This is a genomic window from Pedobacter sp. 01T416_2, from assembly GCF_056398925.1.
Genome location: NZ_JBFTQI010000546.1, coordinates 1 through 4,037, shown reverse-complemented (window position 1 = coordinate 4,037; position 4,037 = coordinate 1). Strand labels below are relative to the sequence as shown.

3 protein-coding genes are annotated in these 4,037 nt (G+C 41.2%); 2 read left to right on the top strand and 1 reads right to left on the bottom strand.

Annotated elements, in window-relative coordinates; all coding sequences use genetic code 11:
* On the top strand, positions 1-1,243 hold a 1,243-nt coding region (locus AC1DPQ_RS19965; RefSeq protein ID WP_477610655.1), incomplete at its 5' end, for a hypothetical protein.
* Positions 1,244-1,259: 16 nt separating this feature from the next.
* A complete protein-coding gene (locus tag AC1DPQ_RS19960) occupies positions 1,260-2,222 on the top strand; it encodes a hypothetical protein (RefSeq protein ID WP_477610654.1) in 963 nt (320 codons plus the stop codon).
* A gap of 304 nt (positions 2,223-2,526) precedes the next feature.
* Here the strand turns inward: AC1DPQ_RS19960 and AC1DPQ_RS19955 are convergent, their stop codons facing one another.
* A complete protein-coding gene (locus AC1DPQ_RS19955) occupies positions 2,527-3,708 on the bottom strand; it encodes a hypothetical protein (protein WP_477610653.1) in 1,182 nt (393 codons plus the stop codon).
* Between the last annotated feature and the right edge of the window lie 329 nt (positions 3,709-4,037).

Below are 4,037 nucleotides of genomic sequence, written 5' to 3'. Positions count from 1 at the left end.
ATTCAAATCAGATAACGTATCGCAAGAGAGCCAACTCGTTTACCTGAAATCCAGGTTTGAAAAATCAACTTCAAAGGATGCATGGGTATTGGAGCAGATCGACAATAATAAGCATAAACTTAAGTTGCTGGACATCAATAAACAACAGGAGTCGTATCAGCAACAGCAGCAGGCATGCGAAGATGCATTTAAGGAAGCCCGTTTTATCCTTGCTCAAGAACCGGACATTAGCCTTTATCAGGATATCTATCTGGATGAACCCAAAGAGGAAGAAAAAAATTATGCTGTGAGCAAAAGCGTTTACGAAAATAAATTTGATGAAACCGTAGCCGCCCATGCCCCAAGCGAAAGCTACCGCTTCAACATGGTCAAAAACTACCTTGAACTCTGTACAGCTGTTTTGCCCGACGCTTTCTTAGAGGGTAACATTGATAAAGATACCTCGATTGATGTCATCTGGGATTACCTTTCCAAAATCAATGACAAAAACAAAAGCTTAAACAACCGAAAACTCCTTAAAATTCGCGACATATTAGATGAGGTAGCGGATGAGGTGAGTAAGAGGGAAGATACCGTCCGCCAAATTCATAACTTTCTGGACAACGGTGCGCGGGAAATTACCGGTGGCCACCGCGCATATTTAAAACCCAATTACCAAAACTGTTATCCCAAAGGCTGGATAAACGATTACATAGAAAAGCTAAGCCAGGAAAATACCCTTTTTGCCACCGGACAGACACTAGCCGAACTTCTTAATGATAGCGTGAGCCTTGAAGAAAAAATGATCAATGCCTTTCATGCTTTTGGCGGGCATAAGGGCACTAAGCCCAAAGTGGAAGACTTGCTTAATCCCAATTCCTATTTCGATCYGATTTTCAAAATGGAGTCCCAATCCTCGGGGAAAACCAATATCGGAAGTACCGGGCAGGTGTATGCTGCTATCGCCTTACTTTGCATTGCCAGACTATCTCTGGTGAATAAAAGTTCTTTCACTAAAAACCCACCACCAGGAATACGCTTTATGCCGATAGATGAGGTGGAAGGCCTGGGCAGTAATTTTGACTTGCTATACGATATTGCAAGGGACTTTGATTACCAGATCATCACCATGGGCATTAAACCCTTTGGTAAATTCATTGATGGAGAACAGTATATCTATATGCTCAGTAATAATAAAGACGCTACCGAGGATGTTAACTTCCAGCCTTACGCCATTTTTTGTGATGCAGACCAAAATTTTTAACCCAAAACAAATTACAGTGAACCTACTTCAGATCGCTATCAACTGGCCGCAACTAAAAGCCCTTCAACAAATTTACCAGACAGGCCAGACCAAATCCAAGCTGTTCACCAATCCCTATATCAACCACCTAAGAAAAGACAAAAGAGTGCTACGTTATAAATCTGCAAACAGAAACATCATTGAGGGCACAGCACTGTTCAAGAGTTTTTATGAGCAGCACTTTTTAGCACCTTACCAGCGCTACCTTTCTTTTTTCGAGCAGACCCAAAGCCCTTCGGATGGTAGGAGGCCCTACCGGATTTATGATCTGGAGACTTTAATCTACATCCAAAAAAACAGCCTTGAACTCAGCGAAAACCTTACCACGGAGCGGACCTTTTCGAGCCAGCTCTTCAACAGCTCAAAATATTTGGAAAATAACGCCAGCGTTAAAAATGCCGTGCTAAATATCCTACAAATTGAACGGTTTCCAAAAAGTGATCCCAAAAACCACATCTGGCGGTTAAGTGTAGATTGTCCAAACCCTGTTTGCATCCTGCTCTGCGAAAACCTGGATAACCTTAAGTGCCCCGATATTGCTTTGGAGCTTGGGGTGGAACTTTGGTACGTCGGCGGAAACAATACTGGAATTCTAAATAATCTCTCGGTTGACAAACTCAAATTGCCCATATACTATCACTGTGATTGGGATTATGATGGATTGAGGATATACGGCAACGTTCACCAGATTATGAGTACAAAAGGCAAGGCCATCGGGCTCCTCGAGCCTGCAGATCCCTCCAAACGCCTACCTGTAGATTCCCCATATCACTATAGCCAATGGAAAAAGGATAAAATTTTCTCAGGGCTAAACCAGCAGCTATACACTATAAGCCAACAGGAACTAATTAGCGGGCTTATCAGCGAAAACCAGTGGATTGAAGAAGAGGGGCAAGACTTCGAACAATTATTAAGGTTTAATAGCTGTTTGCCCAGCTAAAAAAGGCCATCGGAAGTTTTTAACGATAAAACCTAACTAAGGCATTTGACTTTGCTGATCGCGATGCGACTACGCATCCTTGGCGATTTCGTTCATCGCAGCTATTTTTTTCTTGTTTATTTATCTCTTTAATGCCATAAAGGTGTTGTTTTTGTGCCCTATCGTGTTACCAATTGGGGTATCGCTGTACTGGTAGGTGAAAATGGTCTTGAGTTATTTCGTAGCTGTGAGGTAGATAGGGCGAATCTAAATGTTTATCACACAATTGATATGAGATGTTTTAGGATTACAAGCTTTAACCCAGCTATTGCTTTTCTACCAGGCCATTAAGATATGTGTCTAAAAGTAGCTGTTGATCCTTGGCAGATTTACCCTCAAAATTTTTCGCGAGTTTTGCCTGTAAATCCGGATCTTTTGTCAGGGTCTTCAACTTATCTTGAAGATTTGCTTTGGGTTTTAATCCCGTCAACAGGGCAATTTCGTCTTTCTGCGAAATAAACGGTTCATACAGCTTATTATAGCCCCGCCCAACAGCGCCCTGAAACATGATGAGTTCTGGATTCATCTCTTTTTTGGTGCCACTTTTTAAAGTGTGTGTAGTGGCAATACCAGGATAAGGGTCAATATAAAATATTTCTTTTATACCCAGTTGAAATGCTTTTTTGGAACACAACTCACATGGGCTTGCAGTGGTAAATAGTTTGCCACCCTTAATACCAACACCTCCAAATTTGGTTATCTGCATCATTGCATTTTCCTCCGCATGCAGTGACCGGGTGTGCACCTGATTTTTTTCGCCTTCAAAGGCATTATGAAAATCCCTAAAGCAGAAGTTGCAAATTCGTCCATCTAGGTTTTCAATCTCTGCATTAGTAAACTCCTTAGTCGCTTTTTCCTTGAAGGTTATTTTATCATCATAATTATTCCCCGATCTCTCATAATCAGAAAACATAAATGAATTTTCACCACGGACTAAATGCCCCAAGTCCCGAAGCCCACATGGTACCTGATGCTCCGGCACATCGTTCCATCCAATGGCTTTTATCGAATATTGCTCATCGGTAACTACCGCACCGACCTGTCTTGAAATGCACCCGGAGTTTGACTTTGCGTTGTAGGCCACCTGCATGAAATGTTCATTCGTCGACGGAGTAATCAGTCCAGGCTTTTTTATTAGCGCAACGAGCTTGATGATCTGGTCGGTATAGGGTACATATTTTTTGTCAACCTCTTTGGTTTCTCCTTCTATGAAAATATGATAATCGCACTTCTGAATGCAATGTTCAATATCAGGACTATAAAATTTCCCCGCCTTAAAATCATTGGTTTTGAATTCTGCATCATCAAGATATGTAAGCGCGAGGTTATCCTTCTTCTCATCATGCCCATACTTCCTGTTGGCAGACGCAATACTTTTTTTTCTTTCTTCTTCTGTTTTATTAGTGGCAACCATGTAGAAAGCTGAGAATTTTTCTTTAAAATACATGATTTCTAGAGAATTTTTTAAAGAATCAATCACAAATCTGGTGGGCATTTTGGACTTTGATCGCCAGGCTTTAATTATCCTGTTGATAGTATTGGCTACTGTATTGATGTGCTCAAGCCTGAAATTCTCTTCTCCTTTCTTAACTGTACCGTTTGCCCTGAGGTATAGGGCCGTGTCATGCGTAAATCTGGTGCGCTTGACCATATTATAATCGTTCAAAATTTTATAAAAATCTTTGCAGAATTCAATGAAGCCGCTTTTAAAATATAACTCATACACCATTTCCTTATCCTTGAGTTGCTCCTTCAACTCACCTCCTGAACATAACG

What these genes read in the sequence shown, in the direction of transcription:
- AC1DPQ_RS19955 (WP_477610653.1), bottom strand. Translation starts at nt 3,708, where the DNA reads ATGTATTTTAAAGAAAAATTCTCAGCTTTCTACATGGTTGCCACTAAT.